28 protein-coding genes are annotated in these 23985 nt (G+C 61.7%); 14 read left to right on the top strand and 14 right to left on the bottom strand.

Features of this window, described 5'->3' with window-relative positions; translation table 11 throughout:
• Positions 1 to 49 precede the first annotated feature (49 nt).
• From AC0SZ7_RS10485 to AC0SZ7_RS10470, 4 genes are all read right to left on the bottom strand, one after another.
• Positions 50 to 1018, bottom strand: coding sequence for a FecR family protein (locus AC0SZ7_RS10485; protein WP_475504335.1), 969 nt, complete (start codon positions 1016 to 1018; stop codon positions 50 to 52).
• Positions 1015 to 1521, bottom strand: a complete 507-nt coding sequence (locus AC0SZ7_RS10480; RefSeq protein ID WP_475504334.1) for a sigma-70 family RNA polymerase sigma factor — start codon at positions 1519 to 1521, stop codon at positions 1015 to 1017. Before AC0SZ7_RS10480 ends, AC0SZ7_RS10485 begins: the two co-directional genes overlap by 4 nt.
• 102 nt (positions 1522 to 1623) lie before the next feature.
• Positions 1624 to 2409: a 2-keto-4-pentenoate hydratase gene (locus AC0SZ7_RS10475; RefSeq protein WP_475504333.1), complete on the bottom strand. Its 786-nt coding sequence runs from the start codon at positions 2407 to 2409 to the stop codon at positions 1624 to 1626.
• Between the two features lie 72 nt (positions 2410 to 2481).
• Positions 2482 to 3360, bottom strand: coding sequence for a LysR family transcriptional regulator (locus AC0SZ7_RS10470; RefSeq protein WP_475504332.1), 879 nt, complete (start codon positions 3358 to 3360; stop codon positions 2482 to 2484).
• A 120-nt stretch (positions 3361 to 3480) separates the two neighbouring features.
• On the opposite strand from AC0SZ7_RS10470, the gene AC0SZ7_RS10465 reads away from it, so the two are divergent.
• The 3 genes from AC0SZ7_RS10465 to AC0SZ7_RS10455 all read left to right on the top strand — a co-directional run bounded on the left by AC0SZ7_RS10465 (position 3481) and on the right by AC0SZ7_RS10455 (position 5195).
• Complete coding sequence (locus AC0SZ7_RS10465; RefSeq protein WP_475504331.1) at positions 3481 to 4218, top strand: AzlC family ABC transporter permease; 738 nt, start codon at positions 3481 to 3483, stop codon at positions 4216 to 4218.
• The gene (locus tag AC0SZ7_RS10460; protein ID WP_475504330.1) at positions 4215 to 4541 is read left to right on the top strand and encodes an AzlD domain-containing protein; all 327 of its coding nucleotides are present in this window, start codon (positions 4215 to 4217) and stop codon (positions 4539 to 4541) included. Before AC0SZ7_RS10465 ends, AC0SZ7_RS10460 begins: the two co-directional genes overlap by 4 nt.
• A gap of 93 nt (positions 4542 to 4634) precedes the next feature.
• Entirely contained in the window at positions 4635 to 5195 is a 561-nt protein-coding gene (locus AC0SZ7_RS10455) for a fasciclin domain-containing protein (RefSeq protein ID WP_475504329.1), read from the top strand.
• A gap of 43 nt (positions 5196 to 5238) precedes the next feature.
• On the opposite strand, the gene AC0SZ7_RS10450 is transcribed toward AC0SZ7_RS10455, so the two are convergent.
• Entirely contained in the window at positions 5239 to 5478 is a 240-nt protein-coding gene (locus AC0SZ7_RS10450) for a hypothetical protein (protein WP_475504328.1), read from the bottom strand.
• A 172-nt stretch (positions 5479 to 5650) separates the two neighbouring features.
• On the opposite strand from AC0SZ7_RS10450, the gene AC0SZ7_RS10445 reads away from it, so the two are divergent.
• From AC0SZ7_RS10445 to AC0SZ7_RS10435, 3 genes are all read left to right on the top strand, one after another.
• The gene (locus tag AC0SZ7_RS10445; RefSeq protein ID WP_475504376.1) at positions 5651 to 6193 is read left to right on the top strand and encodes a P-loop NTPase family protein; all 543 of its coding nucleotides are present in this window, start codon (positions 5651 to 5653) and stop codon (positions 6191 to 6193) included.
• A 13-nt stretch (positions 6194 to 6206) separates the two neighbouring features.
• Positions 6207 to 6689: a GNAT family N-acetyltransferase gene (locus AC0SZ7_RS10440; RefSeq protein WP_475504327.1), complete on the top strand. Its 483-nt coding sequence runs from the start codon at positions 6207 to 6209 to the stop codon at positions 6687 to 6689.
• Positions 6690 to 7455: 766 nt separating this feature from the next.
• The gene (locus AC0SZ7_RS10435; protein ID WP_475504326.1) at positions 7456 to 7710 is read left to right on the top strand and encodes a DUF3077 domain-containing protein; all 255 of its coding nucleotides are present in this window, start codon (positions 7456 to 7458) and stop codon (positions 7708 to 7710) included.
• Positions 7711 to 8626: 916 nt separating this feature from the next.
• Here the strand turns inward: AC0SZ7_RS10435 and AC0SZ7_RS10430 are convergent.
• A complete protein-coding gene (locus AC0SZ7_RS10430; protein WP_475504325.1) occupies positions 8627 to 10282 on the bottom strand; it encodes an ABC transporter substrate-binding protein in 1656 nt (551 codons plus the stop codon).
• Between the two features lie 253 nt (positions 10283 to 10535).
• Between AC0SZ7_RS10430 and AC0SZ7_RS10425 the strand changes: the two genes are divergently transcribed.
• Positions 10536 to 11186, top strand: a complete 651-nt coding sequence (locus AC0SZ7_RS10425) for an HD domain-containing protein (RefSeq protein ID WP_475504324.1) — start codon at positions 10536 to 10538, stop codon at positions 11184 to 11186.
• A gap of 370 nt (positions 11187 to 11556) precedes the next feature.
• Here AC0SZ7_RS10425 and AC0SZ7_RS10420 read toward each other — a convergent pair whose 3' ends face one another.
• Complete coding sequence (locus AC0SZ7_RS10420; protein ID WP_475504323.1) at positions 11557 to 11979, bottom strand: RidA family protein; 423 nt, start codon at positions 11977 to 11979, stop codon at positions 11557 to 11559.
• A gap of 68 nt (positions 11980 to 12047) precedes the next feature.
• Here AC0SZ7_RS10420 and soxR point away from each other — a divergent pair, with 68 nt between their 5' ends.
• On the top strand, positions 12048 to 12446 hold the full coding sequence (gene soxR / locus AC0SZ7_RS10415) for a redox-sensitive transcriptional activator SoxR (protein ID WP_475504322.1): 399 nt from the start codon (positions 12048 to 12050) through the stop codon (positions 12444 to 12446).
• A 36-nt stretch (positions 12447 to 12482) separates the two neighbouring features.
• On the opposite strand, the gene AC0SZ7_RS10410 is transcribed toward soxR, so the two are convergent.
• From AC0SZ7_RS10410 to AC0SZ7_RS10390, 5 genes are all read right to left on the bottom strand, one after another.
• The gene (locus AC0SZ7_RS10410; protein ID WP_475504321.1) at positions 12483 to 13019 is read right to left on the bottom strand and encodes a GNAT family N-acetyltransferase; all 537 of its coding nucleotides are present in this window, start codon (positions 13017 to 13019) and stop codon (positions 12483 to 12485) included.
• Between the two features lie 197 nt (positions 13020 to 13216).
• Positions 13217 to 13681, bottom strand: coding sequence for a nuclear transport factor 2 family protein (locus tag AC0SZ7_RS10405; RefSeq protein ID WP_475504320.1), 465 nt, complete (start codon positions 13679 to 13681; stop codon positions 13217 to 13219).
• A gap of 66 nt (positions 13682 to 13747) precedes the next feature.
• Positions 13748 to 14725: a saccharopine dehydrogenase family protein gene (locus tag AC0SZ7_RS10400; RefSeq protein ID WP_475504319.1), complete on the bottom strand. Its 978-nt coding sequence runs from the start codon at positions 14723 to 14725 to the stop codon at positions 13748 to 13750.
• On the bottom strand, positions 14722 to 15123 hold the full coding sequence (locus tag AC0SZ7_RS10395) for a VOC family protein (protein ID WP_475504318.1): 402 nt from the start codon (positions 15121 to 15123) through the stop codon (positions 14722 to 14724). The genes AC0SZ7_RS10400 and AC0SZ7_RS10395 overlap by 4 nt, the downstream gene beginning before the upstream one ends.
• Positions 15124 to 15133: 10 nt before the next feature.
• Positions 15134 to 15877: an SDR family NAD(P)-dependent oxidoreductase gene (locus tag AC0SZ7_RS10390; protein WP_475504317.1), complete on the bottom strand. Its 744-nt coding sequence runs from the start codon at positions 15875 to 15877 to the stop codon at positions 15134 to 15136.
• Between the two features lie 138 nt (positions 15878 to 16015).
• Between AC0SZ7_RS10390 and AC0SZ7_RS10385 the strand changes: the two genes are divergently transcribed.
• Together AC0SZ7_RS10385 and AC0SZ7_RS10380 are read left to right on the top strand one after the other, a co-directional pair.
• Entirely contained in the window at positions 16016 to 16912 is an 897-nt protein-coding gene (locus AC0SZ7_RS10385) for an AraC family transcriptional regulator (RefSeq protein WP_475504316.1), read from the top strand.
• 877 nt (positions 16913 to 17789) lie between these two features.
• Complete coding sequence (locus AC0SZ7_RS10380; protein WP_475504315.1) at positions 17790 to 18389, top strand: histidine phosphatase family protein; 600 nt, start codon at positions 17790 to 17792, stop codon at positions 18387 to 18389.
• 214 nt (positions 18390 to 18603) lie between these two features.
• On the opposite strand, the gene AC0SZ7_RS10375 is transcribed toward AC0SZ7_RS10380, so the two are convergent.
• Positions 18604 to 18933, bottom strand: coding sequence for a DHCW motif cupin fold protein (locus AC0SZ7_RS10375; protein WP_475504314.1), 330 nt, complete (start codon positions 18931 to 18933; stop codon positions 18604 to 18606).
• A gap of 149 nt (positions 18934 to 19082) precedes the next feature.
• Between AC0SZ7_RS10375 and AC0SZ7_RS10370 the strand changes: the two genes are divergently transcribed.
• Positions 19083 to 19574 (top strand): GNAT family N-acetyltransferase, encoded by a 492-nt coding sequence (locus tag AC0SZ7_RS10370; RefSeq protein WP_475504313.1) that lies wholly within the window; start codon positions 19083 to 19085, stop codon positions 19572 to 19574.
• A gap of 147 nt (positions 19575 to 19721) precedes the next feature.
• Here AC0SZ7_RS10370 and AC0SZ7_RS10365 read toward each other — a convergent pair whose 3' ends face one another.
• Entirely contained in the window at positions 19722 to 20192 is a 471-nt protein-coding gene (locus AC0SZ7_RS10365) for a GNAT family N-acetyltransferase (RefSeq protein ID WP_475504312.1), read from the bottom strand.
• Positions 20193 to 20778: 586 nt separating this feature from the next.
• Between AC0SZ7_RS10365 and AC0SZ7_RS10360 the strand changes: the two genes are divergently transcribed.
• From AC0SZ7_RS10360 to AC0SZ7_RS10350, 3 genes are all read left to right on the top strand, one after another.
• Complete coding sequence (locus AC0SZ7_RS10360) at positions 20779 to 21228, top strand: GNAT family N-acetyltransferase (RefSeq protein ID WP_475504311.1); 450 nt, start codon at positions 20779 to 20781, stop codon at positions 21226 to 21228.
• Between the two features lie 407 nt (positions 21229 to 21635).
• A complete protein-coding gene (locus AC0SZ7_RS10355; protein ID WP_475504310.1) occupies positions 21636 to 22562 on the top strand; it encodes a LysR family transcriptional regulator in 927 nt (308 codons plus the stop codon).
• A gap of 125 nt (positions 22563 to 22687) precedes the next feature.
• Positions 22688 to 23977: a flavin-containing monooxygenase gene (locus AC0SZ7_RS10350; RefSeq protein WP_475504309.1), complete on the top strand. Its 1290-nt coding sequence runs from the start codon at positions 22688 to 22690 to the stop codon at positions 23975 to 23977.
• Positions 23978 to 23985: the final 8 nt, after the last annotated feature.

The following is a 23985-nucleotide window of genomic DNA, read 5'->3' as shown; positions in this document are numbered from 1 at the left end:
AGGAGGTGTAACGAGCGAAAAAAACCGGACAGCCGCGGTGAATTATTTTTCAGGCGCGCCGGCTGATCAGCACCAGCCAGGGGCTGTAGCGCTCGATGCGCAACGGCAGCGACTGCGCCATGGCCGCCAGCGCCTGGTCGGGATGGTCGAGGGCAAACACGCCCTGCACGCGCAGTTGCCGCACCTGGGGGCTGACGCGGATAAAGCCCGGGCGGTAGGCGCGCAACGCCTCCACCAGGGTTTCCAGCGGCTCGTCGACGGCGCTGAAAATGCCCTCGTTCCAGTCGGCGCGGTGCGGTTGCGCGCCCAGGCCAACGATGCCGCTGGCACTGATGCGCACCGCCTGGTCGCGGGCCAACCCCTGTGACAGCGCAGCGCCCAGGCGCTGTACCTGCACCTGCGGCCCCAGGTTGACCGCCACCGTGGCCTGTTGCTCCTGGCTGACCAGCCAGCGCCCGGCCGCCGCGCTGCTGACCAGCGCCTGTGCACTGCGCACCTGCAGGGGCCGGGCTTCGCCGCGCGCCTCCACGATCAGTTCGCCACGGCGCAGCAGCACGCAGCGTTCATGCGCGTTGAAGCGCAGGTCCACGGCGCTGCAGGCGTTGAGGCGCAATTGGCTGCCGTCGGGCAGCGCGATGGTGCGCCGCTCGCCCACCCCGGTGCTGAAATCCGCCAGCCAGGTCTGGCCTTGGGGGCTGCGCGCGGCCAGCCAGCCGGCGCCACCCAACAGGCCCAGCGCGGCCACGCCACGCAGCACCGCACGGCGCGACAGCGGCGGCTCCAGCAACACTTCCAGCGCCTGGCGCGCGTGCCCCGGTGCCTGTTGATCAAGCCTGCGCAAGCGCTCGTAGGGCGCGCCGGCGCGCTCCTGCAAGCGGGCCCACGCCTGCGCGTGCGCCGGGTCGGCCGCCAGCCAGTGCTCGAAGCGGTGGCGGCGCGCGGCGTCGCCGGGCTTGGCGCGCAGGTCCACCATCCAGTCGATGGCCTGCTCGGCCGCAGGCTCCAGGCGCAGGCTCACAGCGCCAGCTCCGCCAGGTAGCACTGGCGCAGGGCCTGCTTGATGTAGCGCGTCACCGTGCGCTCGCTGACGCCCAGGCGCTGGCCGATTTCGGCATAGCCCAGGTCGTCCAGCTGGCTGTACAGAAAAGCCGCCTTCACCACTGCCGGCAGGCCGCCCAGGCTCAGTTCTATGGCCTCCAGCGCCTGCAGCAGCGCCAGGGTTTCCTCCGGCGAAGGCGCCAGCGCTTCGGGCAGCAGGCTGAGGCGCTCCAGGTAAGCCGCCTCCAGCTGCTTGCGCCGGTAGCGGTGGAAAATCAGCCGGCGGGCGATGGTGGACAGGTAGGCGCGCGGCTGCGCGATGCTGTCGGGGTCGGTGCGTGCCGCCAGCAGCTCGACGAAGGTATCGGCAGCCGTGTCCCGGGCATCCTCATGGTGGCGCAGGCGCTGGTGGATATGGCGCAACAGCCAGCGGTGGTGTTCGCTGAAGAAGCCGCTGAGGTTGGGGGCCGGGAGAATAGACACGCGTGGGCTGCCTGTTAACGATAACTATTCTCGAATACTACCTAAGCGGCCGGTGCTCCACAACAGCCGCTTCACCCTCGATTGAATAGGCCGCACGCGCCGTCACAGGGAAAGGTTGAGCTCCTGCCCCAGGTACGTCACGCGAATGGCATGCCCTGCCCCCTCCACGTCGAACGGCGCGCACATGGCACCGGTCGAGACGATGTCGCCAGCACGCAGCGTCAGCCCCTGTTCGGCTGCATGGTCGAACAGCGCCTGCAGCGAGTTCAGCGGGTCGGTGGCGGAGTCGCCGAACAGGCCCTCGGCCTTGGGCTGGCCATCGAGGTACACCACAGTTTGCTCGGGCAACGCGCGCAACACCGCAAGGTCCAGCCCCGGGCACGCCGTGGCGCCGACCACCAACGCTTCGAAGCCAACGTTGTCGGCGACGAAGCTGGGCCAGCCCACCGCCTTGCGATCCACGAACCGCGAGCGCACCAGCTCCACGGTGACGCAAGTGGCGCGGATATCCTGGGCGTCGAAGCGCTGGCCCGGTTGTGGCGCTATATCGCGGGCCAGCACGAAGGCCACCTCGCATTCCACCGTCACCGCGCCGGCGCCCGGCATGCGCAGCTGCACGCCGCTTGCGTGCAGGCGCGAACGTGCCAACTGCCCCACCAGCGGCCGCGCCAGCTGGGCGCCGCGCATGGCCGCCGGGCTGCCGACCCCCAGCTTCCAGCCGGCCCGCTCGCCGCCCGCCTGCTGGAACAGTGCTGCTTGGGCGGCATAGCCCTGGGCAAGGTCGTGGGGCCGCAATGCCGGCGGCAGGCAGGCCAGCAACGCCCCCGTGTGCCAGGCCGAAAGCAGCGTGTGCGCGGTTGCGTCGGGGTTGAACGGGGCGGTGTGCATGGCGGACTCTGTGGGTGGCTGGGTGGAAGGGCAATGGTGGCAGGCGACGACCTTACACCATTTGCCAGGGCCTTACGCCAACCGCAGCAACGCCTCCAGCACCGCGAGCACCGCGCGGCTACCCTTGGCCGCCGGCAGCGTCCAGGCGGTGATGTTCATGCCCAGTGGCACTGCCGGGTCGAGCGGCGCCACCAACTCGCCGCTGTCCAGATACCGCTGCACCAGGCTCTTGCGCCCAATCAGCACCCCTGCCCCCAGCAACGCCTGCTGCACGGCAATGGAGTACAGCGAAAAGCCCGGCCCATGGGCCACGAAGGGCGCGCCCGGCATGGCCGCGCCAGACCACACCGCCCAGTCATTCCAGCCCACGTCGGCAATGCAGCGCACGCTATTGAGGTCTGCGGGCGTGTTGATCTGCCGTGCCAGCGCCGGCACGCACACCGGCAGCAACTGCTCGGCCACCAACAGGCGCTGGCCGCGCTTGGGCCTGGCGGTATAGAACAGGCACAGGTCGAACGGGCTGCGCTTGAGGTTGGGCGCCTCGTCCACCGCCGTGACCGATATCTCGATAGGCGCCAGCAGCTCGGTCAGCAGCGGCAGCCGCGGGCTGAGCCACAGCTGCGCGACGGCCGGCGAGGTGACGATATGCACGCGCTGCGGCGCCGCCAGCCGCCGCAGGCTGCGTGCCGCTTCCTCGACGGCGTCGAACGCTTCGATGAAGCGCGCCTTCACGCTTTCGCCCAAGGCCGTGAGCCTGACCCCCTTGGCATGGCGCTCGAACAAGGCGGCGCCGCACTGGCGCTCCAACGTCTTCACCAGGGCGGCGATGGCCCCGGGCGTGACCATCAGCTCATCGGCGGCGCGGGCAAAGCCCCCCAACCGGGCGGCTGCCTCGAAGGCACGCAACGCATTGAGGGGCAGCGAGTGCTTGATCGGTGAGTGCAGTGGCATATCACGAGCCCTAGTTTTTATAGGCCTAATATTCCAGAAATCTGGCGTTGATACCAACCCCCGCGCGCATTAACGTGAAAGCAAGCCAACCCCCGTGCCTACCCTGCCAAGGAGCCCCAAATGGCCTTTAGAAGCGCGATGCATGCCCTGCGCAGGGGCGCCCAGGATGCCCTGCCACTGACCACCGGCGTGGTGCCGTTCGGGCTGATCACCGGCGTGACCGCTATCGGCCTGGGCATGACGCCCACCCATGCCATGGGCATGACGTTGCTGTTCTATTCGGGGTCGGCGCAGATGGTGGTGCTGCAGTTGCTGCAGCATGGCGCGCTGCCCATCACCATGGTGGTGACGGCGCTGGTCATCAACCTGCGCTTCCTGATGTACAGCGCCGCCATTGCCGAGCACCTGCACACCCTGCCGCGCCGGCACAAATGGCCGCTGGCCTACCTGCTGTCGGACCAGACCTTTGCCCTGTGCAGCCTGCACCTGACCACCCCCGAGGCCAGGCGGTTCGCCGCCCCTTACTACGCCGGCACCGCCCTCACCCTGTGGGCCGGCTGGAACCTGGCCGTGCTGGCGGGCGTGCTGCTGGGCACCGGCATCCCCGACACCTGGTCGCTGGGCTTCGCCATACCGCTGTCGTTCCTGGCGCTGCTGGTGCCGGGCCTTCGCAACCGTGCCTTGCTGTGGGCAGCGATGGTCGCCGGCGTGCTGGCCGTACTGGCCATTCAGTTGCCCTACAACCTCGGGCTGCTGGTGGCGTCCATCGGCGGCATTGCCGCCGGCTTGACCGTGGAGCACCTGCGCAAGCCTGCGCGCCCTTCCCTGAGAGACGACCTGGAGCAGGAAGCATCATGAGCGAACTGGCGCAGTGGACCACCTTCCTGCTGGTTGCCCTGGGGACGTTCGCCGTTCGCGTATCGTTCATCGAGTTCTACAGCAGCCTGCGGATACCGCCGCTGTTCACCCGCGCACTCACCTACGTGCCCGCAAGCGTGCTGGCTGCCCTGGTGTTGCCGGCGGTGGTGTACCAGGACAAACAGGCAGTGCTGGACTGGAGCAACCCGCAAATTCCGGCGGCCGTGGTGGCCGCGCTGGTGGCCTGGCGCACGCGCAGTACGCTGCTGACGTTGGGGGCCGGCATGGCGGCCTTGTGGCTGTTCAAGCAATTCGCCAGCTGACCGGCGGTCACGATGGCGATGCATCCACTTCGCCCCCGCCTCCGTACATTCATCACCTTCAACCGAAGGACCGAAGAATCAAGGAGACACACCATGTTTGCCTTTGCCCAACGCCTGACCGCTGCCTGCTTCGCCGTGCTGTGCCTGGTGGCTGCCCCTGTGTTCGCCGCCGACACGGTCATGGTCGGTGGCGCCGCCATGTACCCCACCAAGACTATCGTCGAGAATGCCGTCAACTCCAATGACCACACCACCCTGGTTGCCGCGGTGAAAGCTGCGGGCCTGGTGGACACCCTGAACGGCAAGGGCCCGTTCACCGTCTTCGCGCCCACCAACGAAGCCTTCGCCAAACTGCCCGCCGGCACGGTGGACACCCTGGTAAAACCTGAGCACAAGGCCGACCTGACCAAGGTTTTGACCTACCACGTGGTGGCCGGTACCCACACCGCCAGCCAATTGATGGCTGACGCCAAGAAGCATGGCGGCAAGACAATGCTGACAACCGTGCAGGGCGAACCGCTGACCGTGATGGCGCACGATGGCAAGCTGTGGGTAATGGACGCCAAGGGCGGCAAGGCCATGGTGACGATTGCCGATGTGATGCAATCGAATGGCGTGATTCACGTGGTCGATACCGTGCTGATGCCCAAATAGTGTCTGGCCGGGGGCGCCAACTGCGCGCCCCCGGTTTCCGGCGTTATTCAGCGTCGATCAAGCTGTCGGTTTTGCCGCTGCCTTTTTCCCGATCAACCTGGGCGTCCTGGTCAGAGCCAGGGTTGCCGGGCGGCGGGTCCCAGTCCACTGGGCGCTCGCCGTTGCCCTGCCTGGGCTCTGAACTGGTTTGTTCCAGGCCTGAACCATGGCCCTCGTCCGTTTCGGGCGTGTTGTCATCCGGCCCGGGGTAGGCTGCTTCTGGTCCGTTGGTGGTGTTCACCATAACGTTTACTCCCGTCTGGGGCGCAGGGTATCTGCGCATATAGGTGGGAGGGTGCGGGAACGAGGCAAGTGCCCAGGCGCCGACGGGTGGAGCACAAAATGAGGACTTGATTCATGGCGCTGGGCGTTATGAAATCTGTCGCCTACAGGCACTCGACTTCATGGAGGAAGAATTGCGCATCTACATTACCGGTGCTTCGTGTGCGGGCGTGACAACCCTGGGGCAGAACCTGGCCCCGTTGCTGGGGTTGCGCCACGTCGATGTTGATGACTACTACTGGATGCCCACGGACCCCGCCTTTACCACTAAACGGCCGATCAATGCGCGGGTGGCATTGCTGCAGCAGCACCTGGGAGGCAACGATTGGGTGCTGACTGGTTCCTGCATGAACTGGGGCGACGTGCTGATCAGCCATGCCGAGCTGATTGTATTCGTAGTCACGCCTACGCCGGTTCGCCTTGAACGCCTGGCTACCCGCGAACATCAGCGCTTTGGCGAGCGGATAGCCCCGGGGGGCGACATGCATGAAATACACGTGGCATTTCGCGAATGGGCCTCGGAGTACGACAACCCGGCCTTCTCAGGCCGCAACCGCGCGTGGCACGAGGCGTGGTTGGCCAGGCAAACGGCTCCGGTGTTACGGGTGGATGGGGCTGGGAGCGCCGAGGGTATGGCGACGGATGTGGTTCAGGCGCTAGCGAGTTTGGCCCAATAGCGTGGAGGCCGGCATGAGGTCAACAGAATCGAACCAGCCACACCTCCACTTCATCACAAGCCTGCCAGAGGGGATCGTGGATTTGGAGGCGGCAGCCATTGGTGAGGGGTTCAGGTTTCTCACGCGGCTGATCCGTGAGTGGGAGTCTGGAGCAAACCGTTTCGATGGCCCCGGCGAATGCCTGATGGCGGCGTTCGTTGGCGAACGTCTGGTCGGCATCGGTGGGCTTACCTGCGACCCGTTTGCAAGGCCTGGCATCGGCCGGCTCCGGCGGTTGTTCGTAGACGGGCCGTGCAGAGGCCAGCATATTGGCAGGTCGCTGGTTAACCAGCTGGTTGCTCATGCCGCCCAACACTTCAGCGCGGTGCGCTTGAGTACCGATACCGTCAGCGGCGCCGAATTCTATGCCGCTTGCGGCTTTCGGGCGGTATTGGATAAGCACGCCACCCACATCAAGGTGTTCGCAGCCCCCTCCACCGCTCCCCCAACCCGGTAGCAGCAACTATCTGTCGGGTTGAACACTGTGGGCATCGGGGTTCAGCCTGGCACCTGTAGGAGCGGGCCGTGCCCGCGAAGCAGGCGCCGCAGGATTTCAGGCACTGCGCGGTGAGGCCTTCGCGGCCACAGGCCGCTCCTACAAAGGGCCAGGTAGACCTGAGCGTTTGCCTGGAACCATAGAACCTCTCACAGCGGGTACCGCGATGACGTAGCAGCCGCCAGGCGGGGTCACGTCCCCCCGCACATCTCCAGAAACAAATACCATCAGAAAAGTCCTAGGAAATTTCCCACAACTTCCGTGATAATCGAATAATTAGCTTACATTTCCACGCTTGCGTCCGATTGCCCCGGTAACTAACCTCCCCCTCGCCGCTGACTGATAGCGGCCGGGTTTGGTCACCCGATGGTCAACAGACGCAACAGCGTCGCCATGTTCCTGCCCGCGCATTCGCCGGCATGATGCTTTATGGCAGCTGTGCGCGGGGCATCCTCGGATGCGCCGGGATCCTGTTGCCCCGGTTGACCAACCCTCGTATAGCTGCCACCCCTTTGTTTGGTCACATTGACTGGCGGCTCCGTTAACTCAACAGGAGCTTCATCATGGTCAAGCCAACACCCGATCCACCCTTCAGCAAAAAGCCCTCTACTGATCACCCTCTCCAATTCTGGCGTAACGCCTGATAGTTGAATCGCCGTGCACGTGGCCGCCCTGCCCCACCTACGCGCCGGGCCGCCACGCTGGTTTTTACAAAAGGATATTGAACATGAGCGAATTTCTGGAAACCGCCGCAGTGCCATTCGGCATGCGCGACTCACGGCAGCAGCCGTTTTTTAGCGTCAACGCGGGGATCAGCCTGGAGGATGCGCTGTGCCATTTGGCGCACCTGTTGCGCTGCGCATACGACTCCGCCTACGAGCTCACCGACGGCGAAGGTGTTGAAAAAGGCCTGGTGTGGTCGACGCTGCACCATATCGAGGGTGCCAAGGGGCTGGTTGATGCGCTGATTGCTGCAAGGTAAAAGAGGCACCTAGCCTGGCCTGGGGAAAGCTCGGTACAAACCCAGTGCATTTCGTGGGTCGGGTCGGGTCAGGTTGGCCTAACCCACCCGCGATTTACGAGCGAGCATATCCTGACTCGCCAACGCTACCCCCATGAACCCAACCGCCGCCCTCTGATTCCAGCCACCGCAACAGCCGAAAAAAGCCCTGCCAGTACCGACGGTGCGCAATTCACAACTTTTCGCCGTGCCTGCCGATAGCCTGAAACCACAGCCACCCAGGAAGCGGCCATGATTCCAGGATACCGTCTACGCATTTACTGCTTCATCGGCGCGGTGTTCTGCCTGGGTACCTGCTGGGCGGTGCTACCGTCCTTGGGCGACGCCTTGGCCTTGGGCCAATTCGATACCGTGACCGGACGGCGCGCCTTCAGAACCTGGGAGCACCTTGTGGCCCACGACCAGCCATGGCGCTTTACCTTGTACCTGCTGAGAGACGTTGCGCTGAGTTTGGCGAGCGGCAGCGCTGGCCTGGCCATGGCTTGGGTGGTACTGCGCGGGCGACGAGCATTCCGGCGTTGGCCGCGGGGCTTCTGAAGCCCGGTTGCGGTGTACAGGAAGGATCACTCCACGCCCGTATCAACCCCTGCCAGTATCTCCGCCAGGTTATGGAAATGCCCCTTGCCACCGTTCGCCGCTGAACTGTCAGCCGCACTGCCCGTCTGCGCCGTCAGCTCAGTGACGCAGTACCTGGCCAAGGCATCCCACGGTATTCGGACGCGCCACACATCGGCGGCTTCAGGCCACTGGCAGCCCTCTCCCCCTCAAACACCGCTCCTCAGCCACGCCCGTAGCCGCAGCCAGCGGCAGCGCCGCGCGGTAGTCGGCCTTTTAACGCCATAAGCGCCTTTCCCAAGCAACAGCTCGTAAAAAAGGCTCAGGCCTGCGCAGCGTTACTGGCTTTGCTTTGGAACATGGCGGTATCGGCCTTGAACATCAGTTCGTCGAGCAGCTCGCCATCTTCCGGATACCAGGCCACACCCAGGCTGGCGCTGACCTTGATCTGGTGGCCTTTCCAAAGCAGGGGCAGCTCGACAGCCGTGCAGATTGCCTGGGTGATTCGCTGGATATCGTGTTTGTGATGCGCGCCGTCGAGCAACAAGACAAATTCATCGCCGCCCATGCGCGCGGCGATTTCAAATTCGCGAATATGGGATCTGATGGCCGAGGCTACATGGATCAAAACGGCATCGCCCGCCTGGTGGCCAAAACGATCATTGATCTGTTTGAAGTTGTTCAAGTCGATGTAACAAAGGGCCAAATGCTCTCCACGACTCTTGGCGTCGAGCAGCTTCTGGCTGACGAAGGGAATAAAACTATTGCGATTGGGCCAGCCGCTCAGGCTGTCATAGAAGGCCAGCTTGCGGACTTCCTCCTCAGCGAGTTTGCGTAACTTGATTTCTTTGCGCAGATGGCGCTGGGCGTTCAACAGCACCAGCGTGAACAACAGGGCAAGCCCGCCGCCAATACTGATCAGGACAATCGTCTTGCGCAGCCGCTCGACGAGCTGTGGCGGGTTGGGGTCGTAAATGAAGTGTTCCAGTCCGTCGATGTTGTTGACCATGCCCAGTTCGAGGAAAGTTTCAGCCATACGTTGCCAGCGCCCCGGGTTCATATGACCAATCTCGATCAAGTCCGATTGCACCAGTGGCCGCATGGCGTGGGCTTCGAACTCCAAGTGCGCGCGGCTTTTCTCCACCGAATACTGATTGAGCAGCAGGTCGATGATTTCCTCGGGGTTATCCATCGCGTAGCGCCAGCCACGCAGCGTGGCGCGGCGGAACGCCTCGACCCGTTGGGGATGCTCATCAATCTCCGCTTGCGTGGTAAACAGGATGTCGCTGTAGAAGTCGATCCCGTAGGTGACGGGCGAGATAACGTTGTAATCCACACCGCGCTGTTTCAGGTAGAAGGGCTCGTTGGTCAGGTACGAGTTGAAGGCCGTCACTTTGCCGTTGGCCAGATCCTCAATCTGATAACTGCTGGGCAACAGCTGCAGTTTTTCGAGGGGTATACCCTCGCTGCGGAACATCGCCAGAAAATCGGCGTCGGTCTGGGCATCCATCAACATCACCGGCTTGTCGATCAGGTCGTGCACGGTGCGAACCCCTTTGTCCGTGCGAGCCAGAAGCACAGAGGGGGAATGCTGAAAAATCACCGCAAGCGCAACCAGGGGCTTTCCATGCAAGCGCGCGTAAAGCAATTCGCTGTTGGCTTCGGCATATTGCGCGCGCCCGGAAAGCACTTCTTCAACCGGAGTGATGTTGGGCCCCCCCTCGTGCAAGTGCACCTCCAACCCTTCTTCGCGGTAATAGCCCTGTGCGATGGCGGCATAATAGCCCGCGAACTGAAACTGGTGCTTCCAACGCAGCTGTACATCAATTACCTGTACGCCGTCATTGTGTTGGGTGACCGGGCTCGCCCACGCAGCCTGGGCCGAGAACAGCACCAAACACAGCAGTCGACGCAACTGCCCCGGCAGACGTCCCTGCGGCTGACTTGGGGTGTTGGAGCAGCTACGGAGGCTGGGCATAGTGGAGGGTCCGTGAATCGCGCTTATCGTTTAGCGTGCAAGGCGTGGCGCGGCATTGTGGCATCACTGATGCGGTGCCAGCAATCGCGAGCCATGGCTTTGGTCAGCAGAGCGCAATCGGCCGGAACACGCCCTTCCCGACTGATTAAAATACCCTCCCTGTAGCTGCCTCCATGCTGCCGTGCCCCATGAGCAGGCTTACCATCCAAGACACCTGCAAATATCCTCGACACTTACCAAGCGAGCCTTAACGATGCCCACGCCGCCATTCTCGCCCTATCACAGCTTGGCCAGCGATCTGCTTTCCTGTTTACCCGACCACACAAGCGATGGTTCCCATGATCTATCTCATGTTCACCGGGTGTGGTCTAACGTAAGACGCATACAAACGTGCGAGGGTGGCGATCTTGAGGTGCTGCTTGCCGCGACCCTGCTGCACGATTGCGTGGCGGTCGAGAAAGACTCGCCAATGAGGGCGAAGGCCTCGACGCTCTCGGCTGAAAAGGCAGCTTCAATCTTGACGAATCGTGGCTGGTGTTCGAGCCGAGTCGAAATGGTTGCACATGCCGTAAAAACCCACAGCTTCTCGGCAGGCTTCGAGCCTGAGACCCTGGAAGCAAAGATCCTCCAGGACAGTGACCGTCTGGACGCCATTGGCATGGCGGGCGTGGCGCGCTGCTTCTATGTTGCCGGACGCATGGGTTCGGCGCTGTATGACATCACCAATCCGACTGCTGCAGACCGAGGCTACCAAGACAAACAGTTCGCCATCGAACATTTCCACACCAAGCTGCTGACACTTGCGCACGGCTTCAAGACAGCAGAAGGCGCCCGCTTGGCCGCAATCCGCCACGCGCGACTTGAGTCGTTCCTCGCGGATTTCATGGATGAGATCGGCGGGTAATTTGCGTGGCTACTGTGCTCCGATTTTGCGTGCCTGTATGTGTGTGAATACCGAGCACCCTCTGCAGGCACAAGACTCGTACAGTCCGCATTTGTTGAAGGAGAAACCACCTATGCGTGAGCGCAACGCAGCGCGATTAATCGTTATCAGCCCGTCTCGAATGGTGGTCCGTGGAAGAATTGAGGTCCACTGAGGAGAGGATATTTCCGGAAGGGCTTATCGACATGTTCGTTCGCGCGGGTATCTGACAAGGCTGGGCATGCCGACCAGTAGCGACAACTCCGCACGTTGAACTGCATCAGCGTGAGGTCAGGCATGTGAGCGTCCCTTGCGTTGAAGCAGCCAACGGTCGCCGCTTCCGGCTGCGGATTCAACCGGTGAGCGCGGCCACTGCATCAATTTCAATCAACATTCCGTCAAGGGCCAAGCGCGGGACTGGAATCAAAGTGCAGACAGGCTTTTGCCCTTCTTTCCAAATGAGTTTTGCCTCCTTGGCCCAAGCGTGCAAGCGCTCCTCGCAATGATCGACAATCAACAGCGTGAGCTTGAATACCTGTGCAAAGCTTGCACCTCGGGACCTCAACGCCGTATCCAGGTTGGCCAGCGCCTGCCTGGTCTGTTCCGTGAAGTCTTGGGATAGCGTTCCCTGGAGGTCTTCGCCGCCTTGCCCGGCGATGTAAAGCAGCCTGGCACCTGTTGCCACTTCCGCTACGTGGGAGTAGCCATTGCAGCCAGGGTCGTACAAACCATGAGGATTGAACAGGGTAAACGCTACACGAGGTGCTTCCGGCATGGGACTTCTCCAGATAAGGTCATGGTAGTCTGCAACCTAAAGCCAAGTTGAGGTCAAGGATGCCCTTCATGAGTGAGCACAGTCGCCTGTTAAGTCCCTCCCAGGTCGCCAAGGCAGCCCGTGTAGCAGTCTCCACGCTGCATTATTACGAGCGTCAAGAGTTGATCACTGCCCAGCGCAACGCAGGCAATCAACGGGTATACCGAAATGACGTGATACGGCGAATTGCGGTGATCAAGATCGCGCAGCAAGTCGGAATCCCCCTGAAAGATATCAAGGAAAAGCTCGGGGAACTGCCATCCGATCGCGCTCCAAACGCCAGGGAGTGGGCCCGGCTTTCGACTCAATGGCGCAGCGATCTGGATAGCCGCATAGCTTCGTTAATGATGTTGCGGGACAAATTGGGTAGCTGCATAGACTGTGGGTGCCTATCCCTGGCTGCTTGCCCGCTTCGAAAAGATTGCTGATCTGGTATTCGACTGCGGTCGGCCAGAAGCTGCCAGTCAGATCATCCGATTTTCGGCACCCTGTGGCGGTAAGGAGTAAATCACCGAGTCGTATTTAGCCGCTGTACGTGTCCCTGTTACGATCCCGCCAAAGGCTTCGGCGATTAACCGACTAGCCTTATTTTCCCTTGCAACAGGATAGATGAAACCGGATGGGGCCACGTGTTCAGAGGCCCATTGCACCACCGCGCCAACAGCTTCCTTGCCAAAGCCTCGCCGATGTTTGTCCTCCCTTATCCATATCCCTAACTCCGGCGTTCGATCATTAACATTGTGCAGCCCGACCAGCCCTAAAAAGCTCGCATCGTCCAGCTGCCGAATCGCGAAAATAATATCGCTGCCATCGGCTATAGACCGTAACCACTGTGCCCACACTTGCGCGTACTCCTCGCGGGACGCCGGGGGCTCCCAGGACATGTAGCGTGTTAACGAGGTCGTGAGGCTATCGAAGGACTCGATAGCGTCCGTTTCACGGAAAGGCTGGATCGAAAGGCGTGATGTCTGGATTATGAGTGTGCGCGAATCAATGGACATAAAGCCAAACTCCCTGGCAGTGGTGCTCCGATTGGAGATAACAGTAACTTATTGCTCGTTGCTGCGGTATATCGACCAAATACTGCCTTTCCACCCCCACGTCTACGGCCCAGCCACGCGCCGTGGGGCGAAAGCAGCCCCTTGAGGCCGACCGCGACGTCCAGGTCACGGCCGAAATATCAGGTTCCGCTTCGTGGTCAAGCGCCCATGAGTACACCGGGGTCGCCTGTCCGCCAGACATTATCGACCGTCACCCGCTGAATGCCCCATTCCGTGCCGAGCCTGACCAGCTCGACGGCATAGCGGTTCTTCATGAGGTAGTGGCGAGAGGGGTCATTCTTCAGCACATGCTGCGCCTCCACCAGCGCATCCAGATGTGCCGTGTCACCCTCGAAGGCCACACGAGGATTGCTGACCGAATGGGTGGTATCGACATGCCCCAGGGCACCGAATAACGTTGCAACAATGACCTCTCGGCCTTCCAGTACAGGGAATTCAAAACCTGCCTTTGCTGCGGCAGGGCCGAAGTCGGAAACAGCATTTTCCATGAAAGCGCTGGACAGCAGTGCTGCGTCACGCAGGTCAATGCCAGCGGCAAAGCGGTAGAGAGCGTCAATGGCCGCAAGCTGGTCGGCGGTGTGTGTCTGGTAGGTAGATGGCATGAGAAACTCCGGGTAGGTAATTCGACCCACGAAAGATCGACGCAGTGCAAGCCAGGCCCTATGGCCTCAGAAGTTCGTGATCAGTGTCCCCTCAATACTCTCGGCAAACCCATCGCCGAAAACCCTGAAGGGTGTAGCGAAGCCCAACACGCGCTCGCCCTTCACCACCCGACGCGCTGCCTCCACTGCCGCCAATGGCGTGTAGGAATAGCCGTTCACGGTCTCGATCACAGACCGGGCGATTGCTCCGTCAACGCCAATGACCTCAACCACTGCACGGGCCCGATGCGCCTCCCTTTCCCCAGGCGTCGGACCATCAGGCAGTTGCGCCAGATCGCCTTCTGGAAACGCCTCACCCGAGATGTGCACGAACATCGCGATGTTCGGGATGCCGGTCGAATGCCACCCCGTCACCAGATCACCAAACGACAGCGGCACGCACAGCACCGGGCCGTCACCGAAATCGAAATGACGCGGCGTTGCATCAGGCGTAGAGACCAGTTCGCCATCCACCCTCGCAAGCACCCCTGCCCCGATGATTTCACTGACGCTCATGGCCGAGCCACGGGACATCGAACCTGGCACTTGCAGCGCGATGCTCAGCGCAAAAGGCTGTTCGACACGCCTGGCCACATGCACCGCCAGCGAATCGGTCGGTACAACGTCCCAACCCACACCGGGCAATAGCATGACCTGATGCGAAGCGGCTTCTGCGCCGAGCCGCTCGGCCAGCCGATAGACGTTGATCTCGGCCGTGATGTCCAGATAGTCGACCCTAGCCTTGATACAGGCGCGCATCAACGGCTCTGCGGTGTGCGCGAAGGGGCCGGCGAAATTGAGCAGGACAGAGATGCCGGACAACCCGCTCGCCGCATTCGCGTCGGCATCGAATACCCGAAACGGCACATCCAGTTGGGCAGCGAGTGCCGCCAGACGCACGTGATTGCGCCCAGCGAGTTCGAACTGCAGGCCCAGCGCTTTCGCCCGTTCAGCGGCCATGCGCCCGGTGTAGCCGGTGGCGCCGTAGATCAGAAGAGTGCTCATTGGACGTGCTGCCATTTCTTGTAAACGAATTCGAGGCTGTACCCGTCCGGGTCCAGCACATTGGCGGCGTAGTAGTCCGGGTCGTAGTGCAGGCGCGCACCCGGCGCGCCGTTATCGACGGCGCCCTCATCCATTGCCGCAGCGTAGGCGGCGTCCACTTCTGCCTTGCTGTTGGCGACGAAACCCACATGGGCGGCGCGCCCCGCAGTGAGCCCTTCACGTAGCCAGAAAAACATCCGGCCATGGGCGCCGAAGCCTTTGAGGTCGGGATGCCCCGGCGGGCCGTCCTTGCCGTCATAGTCCAGGCGCGCGGTGATGCCCAGCGGGGTCAAGGCCGCTTCGTAGAAACGGATGGAGCGGGTGATGTCGCTGACCGACAAAAAGACATGGTCCAGCATGGGGTAATCCTCAGATGGTGTAGCCGCCAGCGACTTCGATGGTCTGGGCATTGACCCAGGCGCCGTCCTGCGACAGCAACATGGCAATCACCCGGGCGACGTCCTGCGGTTCACCTACCCTGCCCAGCGCGGTCTGCCCCGCCAGCAAGGCCTCGAATTCATCGTTCAAGCCGCCGCCAAGCTCGGTACGGATCGCGCCGGGTGACACGGCATTGGCCCGAATCCGTCGTTCGCCAAACTCCTTGGCCATGTAACGAGTGAGCACTTCGAGCCCGCCCTTGAACGCGGCGTAAGGCGCCACGCCCGCCGTGGCGACGCGGGTGGTCGCGCTGGTGAGGTTGACGATGCTCGCGCCGTCCGCCAGCAGCGGCAGCAATGTTTGCGTGAGGAAGAACGGGCCTTTGAGATGAACATTGAACAGGCCGTCGAATTGCGCTTCGCTGACGCTGCCCAAGGGGTTGAACAGGCCATATCCGGCATTGTTGACCAAGCCACTGAGGGTGGTGAGGCCCCAGGTCTCGCGCAAGGCCAGTGCCACTGAGTCGCGGAAGCCGGCGAAGGTGGCAACATCAGACACATCAAGCTTGAGCGCAACCGCCTTGCCTCCGGCGTGCTCGATGCGCTCGACGACCGAAGCGGCTGCTTCTGGATGACTGTTATAGGTCAGGATGACGCCCATGCCCCGTTGAGCAATATGCTCGGCGGCGCTGGCCCCGATGCCGCGACTCCCTCCCGTAATGACGATAACGCTCATGTGCTGTTCCTCTGGTGTTCGAATGTGGGCCCAGCGTACTGAGCTCCCCACCCCGGAGCGCACCCGTTCCTGCTCGAAACCTGCCTGTTTCTGCTTTTTACTTGCAGCGCACCCGCATCTGCCGTCAGCATGCCCGCCATGGACAATCAACTGAACGAACTCAGATCACTTGCGGCCAAGGCTGAAAATCGGCGTACCGAAACCGGCATTCCTCGCGTGGCCATGGTCAAGGGCAAGATCCCCGAGCATATGCTGGCGGCGGTCTACGACCCGATGATCAACGTGATTCTGCAAGGCAGCAAAAGCATGACCGTGGGCGACCGCACGTTGCGGTATGACCCCGCGACCTACTTCGTCATGTCCATCGACCTGCCTGCCGTGGGCTCGGTGCACCCCGCCGAAACCGGCGAGCCGTACCTGGCCGTGAGCCTGACACTCGACCCAGCAGTGTTGTCCACGCTGTTCGCCGACCTGCCCAAACCTGCCAATCGCGTTGACGCCCACCCTGGTTTTTCAGTCGCATCAATGACCGCTGATCTCATGGACGCCTGGGTGCGGATGTTGCGGCTCATGGGTGACGCCGATGCCATCGCAGCACTTGCGCCGGTGTACGAGCGTGAAATCATCTTCCGCGTGCTTCAAGGCCCCCTTGGCTGGATGCTGCGAGAGATCGCGGCGCCCGACAGCGCGATGGCCCGTGTGAACCTCGCGGTGCAGTGGATTCGTCGCGACTTCGCCCAGACCATCGGCGTCGAGCGCCTGGCCGAGCGAGCGTCGATGAGCGTCTCGGCGTTTCATCGCCACTTCAAGGCCGTCACCAACCTGAGCCCGTTGCAGTATCAGAAACGCGTGCGCCTGCTCCAGGCCAGAACACTGATGGTGGCCAATGCGAAAAGTGTCATGGCGGCTGCTTTCGAGGTTGGCTACGAAAGCGCGACGCAGTTCAGCCGGGACTATGCGAAGGTGTTTGGGCTTCCTCCCTCGCAGGATGCGAGCAGAATCCATGGGCAAGCGCGGGTGATGGCAGGCGATTGAGCGGTATGCCGCAGTTGGTTGTGACTGACAGCTCTCGGCCAGAAGCGGCCCCCGCGAAAACATTAATGTGCAGTGGTGAACAGCACGGCAGCCCTATAATCGTCGTAACTCGCTACGGTGTCAGGGTTTTAGGGCCGTAGTGCGCAATGGGCTTATCCCCAAGCCGCCCGCGATGCGGTCAAGTTCGGTGCTGGGCAGGTGTGGCGCAGCAGACGCGACCTGTTCACTCGGTGGCCATCGCAGATCTGCCTTTATCGGATCACCGCCAAGCCGTACGAGCCTCGCCTTCCGTGGAAAGAGGGAGCTATCCAGGCAGGCTTCACGATCGGCAGAGGAGGAAAGCTGACGGCATCCGCCGCCGTTTGATACAGCGCGTGCTTCGCACACACGTTGACTACCCACATCGTTAATATCAACACAGTCCAGCGAGCCGAGCGCGCCTCCCAGTACTTGTGCGACTGAGTCCGCGTGGGCCTGGTATGTGAAAACCAAAGCCGGCAATACTAGAGCTAACTTCCAGTCCATGGGGTATCCCTCCTCCGGTAATACCCAGCATGATCCATGAGTGAGGTTCCACTTTCATGACCACAGCTCGCGGATTACAACAGTCTTTTTTCGGATAACGTCATTACAAAACCAGCTACACGCGTTTCGCGGGAATTAAGGTCCACTGAGGAGAGGGTCTTTCCGGAAGGGCTTATCGACATGCTCGTTCGCGCGGGTATCTGACTTCCGGCTGTAGATGCCTATCCCTGGCTGGCTGCCCGCGTCGAAAGGAGTGCTGATCTGGTATTCGACCGCAAGCTGTTCCAGATCAGCAGCGCCAGCCACTTCCAGATAGGTACAATTCCCACTCTAGCCTGATGAGATGGAATTCATGGATTTGTACGTGGTGCGGCATGGAGAAACCTGGGCGAATGCCGAGCAACGTTACCTGGGTTCGCTCGATCCCTCGCTTACAGAACGAGGACGTGAACAAGCTAAAGCGCTGGCCGCGAATATGCCCGCTGAACTGGACGTGCTTGTCGTGTCCCCACGGCTACGGGCAATGGAAACCGCCAGTATTCTGAACGAGAGACTCGCTCTTCCGGTGCAGATAATGGACTGCTTTCGCGAGCGTCATGTGGGGGTTTTCGAGGGGTTGACGCAGGCAGACGCAAAGGAGCGACATCCGCAGCTTTGGTCGCGGAATATAACGCGCCAATGGGCGCTTGCCCCCACTGGCGGGGAGACGATTGTTGACGTTGTGGAACGGGTCAGAGGCGGGTTGATCGAGCTGGAGTCGAGATATTCATCGAAGCGTATTCTTCTCGTTGCGCATGGCTTCGTTGCGAAGACAATCCGCGCACTGGCCAGGGGCGACTTTTCCGACTTCTACACTTGGCAGCTCTCCAACGGCAGCATGCTCGCCTTGGAAAACTTCGAACTTCCGGCAGTCGAACTGGCGACGTTACGGGCCTCGCTGCCACTGGGATGATGATGGGGGATGCTGGGGAACTCGCAGCTGGTGAGCAGGCCGCTCTCGGCCAGAAGCAACCCTACTCCGTAGCCGCTGCCGCCAGGCTGCGCTGGCCCCTGAGTACGCCAAAAATATTTCCAGCGCGGTCGAGGGCCAGCGCAGCCTGCGGCAGCGGCTACAGTGCAGAAGTTGGCCGAGCGCGTCGGGTCGCAAGAGCCCTATGGGTCGAGTCTCAATCCACCACAAACAACTTTGCACCCGTGGCAGTTGAGGAACGGTGAGCCTCAGCGTTGTCGGCAACCTGGTAGCTCATCCCGGGCGTCAGGGTGAAGGTGCGTCCGTCTTCAAGTTGGGTTTCCAGGCGGCCGTCCAGGCAGAGCAGAATGTGCCCCTTGCTACACCAGTGATCGGCCAGATAGCCAGGGCTGTACTCAACCATTCGCACTCTTGCATTGCCGAACTGGCAGGTACGCCAGAGCGCCATGCCAGTTTCGCCAGGATGAACAGTTGGTTCTATCTCCGACCAATCGGTAGTGCCAAACGGGATGTCGGTGAGTTGCATGATTATCTCAAACGAAGACTGGAGCTGAATCGTAACGAACACATGGGGCGGCGGACAGGTACAGATCAGGCTGATTTCCGAGCATTGCCTTGGCGCGCTCGAATGCCATAGCCTCTGGCTCTTGACCACCCACCATCGACGAGGCAGTGATGAACGAAGCACAAGGACGTATCGAGCTTTCCGGGCTGACATGCCGACCTGTCGGGCCAGCTGACGCCGACATGATCGCCAGGCACCGGCATACGATGTTTCTTGAAGCTGGCGGGGCCCCTGACACGTTGCGCGTCATGACTGAACACTTTCGCCCATGGCTGCAGGAGCGGCTGGATGACGGCCGGTACTACGGGTTCGCGCTCTGTGATGCTGAGCAGGCCGTTGCGAGCATTGGTCTGATGACCATCGACTGGCCGCCCCATCCATCGCACCCCACCATGGACCGGCGTGGGTACGTGCTCAATGTATTTGTCGAGCCCGCCTACCGCCGCTGCGGCTTGGCTTCAGCCTTGATGCAACTCGCCGAGGCCGAGTTTGCTGGGCGAGGCATCACCTTCGCCGTGCTGCACGCAACCGCGGTTGGCAAGCCCGTGTATGAGCAAATAGGCTGGATGGGCACCTCGGAAATGGCCAAAACCATCGGTTGACCAGGACCGTTTTCGGCCAAAAGCTGCCGAAGGCACGCGCTGCTTCCAGATGTACCGCAGCGCTAGGACGCGGCCTGGGGGCCGCTGCTGCACACGGTTTGTAGCCGCTGCCGTTAGGCTACAGGCCGTGCGCTTTGGGTTGTGGATTCACCCGACCAAACGCTTGTGCATGGGCGTGCAAGCCAGTTCAAGCCCCGAAGGCGAGGTATAGATACCGCCAACCTCCCCCTGGTAACCACACCGTCGGTAGAACGCAGTGGCATTCGGGGTCGCGTCCAGATGAATTTCAGCAAGTCCAGCCGCAAGCGCCAGTTGTTCCAGGTGCTGGAGCATGGCCTTGCCAATGCCCTGCCCCATGTACGCGGGCAGCACAAAGAGAGCGCCCAGCTCCCGGGACTGGAAATCGATCAGCCCGGTGGCGACCGCCACTTCGCCCCACCATGCAATGTGGTACTGGCGCTCCACACTAGCCCGGTACCGGTCCGTCAGCGGCACCTGCGTCCAGGCTTGAACCTGCTCTGGCGTGTAGACGGTAATACACTGGTGTCGTATGGCCTGAAGCCGGATTTCGAAAGCGACCTCGGCGTCGCTGTACCTGGCTGGGCGGATCTGCAACATGCTCGCTCTCCTTGTCATGGATGTTCATGACCGGAGCATGAAAAAGCCCCGACCATTGATGGCGGGGCTTCGGGGATGCGTGGAATTTACGCGCGCAACGCCCTATGGCCCGCCGAAGGCGGTCATCATGGGACGCATCATGGTTACGCGGCTGCAAGTAGTCATGAAAGCATCATCTGATGTTTCGGAAAGGAGTGTCAAATTTCGTGGCGCACAATAGCACCACGTCTCAGCCACATGCAGCAGCTGCCGCCAGGCTGCGCTGGCCTCGGGACATGCTGAAACTCTCCGGTGCATTCAAGGTTCAGCCCAGCGCCCGGCAGTGGCTAGCGAGCCTGTGTATGAGCAGATTGGCTGAATGGACACCTCGGAAATGGCCAAGACTATCGGCTGCCAAGGCCCGCTCTCGGCCAGAAGTCGCCATTTGGAATCAAGAGGCCATATTCAAAAAGCGTCAAGTCATCTGAGTCACGGCCGATGCTGGCGCACTGTTGGAAGCGCCCCACAGATGGCTGTCTTCCCATATCTCTGTATACCGGCACGCCTTTTGCCACACAGGCGGTTACACCAGGCACAAGGAAGCGACATGAGAGAGTGGCGTACCAACGACGATATTCACGAGATGCACCGTGAGGCAATCTGCGAAGGGGTTATTCAACATGGCCAGGCTTTATCACGTGCGCATGGCGGCTACGCGGAGCCTTTAGCGTGCATGCTGATGGATGATGACGTGCTGATTGCCGGCGTCACGGGCCGAACTGAGTTTGGCCGCCTCTTTATCAACTACCTCTGGGTAGATACCCGGTGCCGTAAACAGGGACTCGGAACCGAACTATTGCACAAGATTGAGGCGCTCGCACTGCAACGTGGTTGCCTGGAAGCACTTATCGAAACCCTTGATGAGCATGTGGCTCGGTGGTACGAGCGATGCGGCTACCAGGTGATCGCACATTTACCACAGTACTGCGGCCCCTGGGGGCGTCACACGCTGTTGAAGCCGTTGACTTCAAGTGGTTCAGCAACTCAACACCAATAGGAACTATTTGTCATGGACGGTGAAAAAAGCAGGCAATGAGCATCAGGCGTTACGCTTCTATGAAATTGCGTGGGCCCCTGAGGAATGTGGGGCGCGCTCAAGAGTCACTGGGCTGGCTTCAAAAGCTGAGTAAAGAGCATCCACACAATGCGGCACTAGCAGCCTTGGCTGCCTTTCCACCTTGATCGCTGCGGCCCAGCCACGGGGTGCTGCCGAAGGCAGGCGCTGCCCATATGTACTGCAGCGCCAGCGAACGCGGCCTGCGGCCGCTGCTACAACCCTTCAGCGGACGCTGGGGGTGCGCGGCAGCGGCGCTTTTGGCAAGCCGTTCCCCGCCGATTTCGGTCATCATGCAAGGCAGCGCCTAGCCCCTACCGAGAACAGGCAAAGAACGGTTGACCCCTCACATGACACTGCAGCAACTGACCTATTTTCTGGCAGCAATCGAGCACGGGACTTTTTCCAAGGCCGCCGAAAGCCTGCACATCGCCCAGCCCTCGCTGTCCGAGCAGATTCTGCGCCTGGAAGAGCACCTGGGCACTCACGTATTCATCCGCACCAACCGGCGCCTGGTGCTTACCGAGGCCGGGCGGCGCCTGCAGCCTTTCGCGCAGGGCATGGTCACCGCCGCCCGCCAGGGCTACGAGGCCGTGCAAGCGGTGCGTGAACTCAGTGGCGGGGTTGCCAGTTTCGGCACCTTCGGCACGGCGCACCATTATTTCCTCACCGACCTGATCGAACAATTCCGCACCCAGCACCCCGACATGCGCATCAAGATCGTGGGCTACAACTCGTCCGAGATCGCTGAGTTGGTCAGCCACGGCGAGATCGAGGCGGGCCTGGTGATGCTGCCCATCAAGCAGCAGAACCTGACCGTCAGCGAGCCGGTCTGGTCGGCGCAGGTGGGCTATATCAGCGCCAACCCCGAGCATCTGCAGGGCCCGAAAACCATCAGCGACCTGGCCACGGCGCCGCTGATCCTGACCGAGGCACGCTGGAAAACCGCCGACCCAATCCGCCGCCTGCTCGCCCAGTTGGCCGCCAAGGGCGGCGAGGTGCTGGACCCGATCATCGAGGTGGAGCACCAGGTCACCGGCTTCGAACTGGCCGCACGGGGGCTTGGGGACGTCATTGCCACCCGCCCTATCCTGCATCAGCTGGGCTTCAACGACCGCCTGGGCTGGGTGCCGATCAACCCGCCCATCTTCGAGGTATTCGGCTTCATCCACCGCCATGACACGCCCATCTCCCCGCCCACACGGGTGCTGATGAACCTGATGCGCAGCCACCTGAGTCGTATCCAGGCGTTGTATGCCCACCTGGAGTCGCAGTAGGCATAGGCTTTGCCTATACGAAGCACTTTATTTTGCCCATTCATCCGAACGCGGGCCGGTTGGATACTGACCCCACGGACGCCGACAACAGGCGCTTCCAACGTTCGATGAATGGGGAGTCAACCATGTCCACTCAATTGCAGTACTGCATCATTGGCGCGGGGGCCGCAGGCTTGGCAGCGCTGAAGACCATGACCGACGCCGGCTTCCAGGTGGACTGTTACGAGAAATCGGCGAACATCGGCGGCCACTGGAATACCGACTACGACGCACTGCACCTGATTACCCCAAAAAGCAGCTCGTGCTTCGACGGTTTCCCGATGCCCGCGGACTACCCGGTGTACCCCAGCCGCGACCAGGTCAAGGCGTACATGAACGCCTACACCGACACCTTCGGCCTGCGCGAGAAGATCACTTTCAACACCGAAGTGCGCACCATGGTACCCCTGGGCGACAACGGCGAAGCAGGCTGGCAGGTCACCCTGGCCGACGGCACCAGCAAGCGCTACGCCGGGGTGCTGGTTGCCAACGGCCATTTGTGGGACTGCAAGATCCCCGAGGTGGGTAAAGGCTTCACCGGCGTGTCCATTCACTCGGGTGAATACCGCAACGTCAAACAGGTGGAAGGCAAGGTCCTGGTGGTGGGCTTCGGCAACTCCGGTTGCGACCTGGCGGTGGACGCCGCCCAGGCGCGCCTGGACACCACCATCGTGATCCGCCGCGGCCAGCTGTTCCAGCCCAAGACCATCTTCGGCGTGCCCCGTGGCGAGCTGCCCTTCCTTGGCCAATTGCCGCCCGAACAGCAGAACATGGTCATGAACATGCTGATCATGGCCACCGTCGGCTCGCACACCAACTACCCCGGCCTGCCCGCCCCGGAAAGCTATGACCTGGACGAACAGCCGCCGGTGGTCAACACCCTGCTGCTGTACTGGATTCAGCACGGCCGCATCAAGGTGGCCCCGGGCATCGAGCACATTGAAGGCAAGACCGTCACCTTCAGCGATGGCAGCCAGGGTGACTACGACACCATCGTATGGGCGACCGGCTTCAACACCCGCCTGCCGTTCATGGACGAGAACCTGCTGCAATGGCGCGACGGTGCGCCCTTGCGCACCGCCGCCATGACCCTGCCGACCAACGTCGAAGGCCTGTTCTACATCGGCCTGGGCGCCCCGCGCGGCCCGCAATGGCCGGTGTACTGCGACCAGACCAAATTGGTTATGCGCTTCCTGAAACTGCGCGCCGCCGGCATGAATGGCCTGGCTGCCAAGTTCGCCAGGCTGCAACCGGCAGACTCGCGCATCGACATCATCAAGCGCGAATGGCTGGCCAGCTACAAGGACACCCAGAGCCAACTGGATGTCATGGAACTGTCCCTGCAACCCGCCGCCCCTATCGCTCAACTGGCCTGACTGGATTA

This window comes from Pseudomonas sp. JC1203 (genome assembly GCF_056175065.1).
Note: the sequence above shows the minus strand (reverse complement) of the source record. Positions and strands in the feature narration are given on the sequence as shown.